The organism is Mesorhizobium sp. M2E.F.Ca.ET.209.01.1.1 (assembly GCF_004010375.2).
Classification (GTDB): domain Bacteria; phylum Pseudomonadota; class Alphaproteobacteria; order Rhizobiales; family Rhizobiaceae; genus Mesorhizobium.
Genome location: NZ_SADP02000269.1, coordinates 1 through 407 on the forward strand (window position 1 = coordinate 1; position 407 = coordinate 407).

Genomic DNA, 407 nt, shown 5'->3' on the forward strand with positions numbered 1-407 from the left:
GGCCGCGAGCGCAGCTGGAAGGTGACGCGGGTGCCGGCGCGCTGGCGCGGGGTCACCCAGTCCTCGATGCGATCGGCGCGCATGTCCTCGGGCAGGTCCAGGGTATCGATCGAGACACGATTACGCTGCCAGGACAGCAACGGGCTGACCAGCAGCAGGCCGCGATCATCGGTGACGCCGATCAGGCGGTTCTCCAACCGCACCGGCACGCCGCCGACGCCATTGGTGCTGATCACCGCGAACGCGTCCGACACCTCGCGCGTGGCGAAGGTGTGGCCGCCCATCCACACCACGCTGCCACTGGCGCTGGCGTAGGCATAGTTCAGCCCGCCCTGGCGCGAGGCGCCGAACGAATAGCGGCCGACATCGTTGAGGATGCCGATCTCGGCCAGGCCGCCGTTGCCGTC

1 protein-coding gene is annotated in these 407 nt (G+C 69.5%); it reads right to left on the reverse strand.

Annotated elements, in window-relative coordinates:
• Nucleotides 1-407, reverse strand: a 407-nt coding sequence (locus EN852_RS35605) for a fimbria/pilus outer membrane usher protein (protein WP_145994147.1), incomplete at both ends; no start/stop codon positions are given.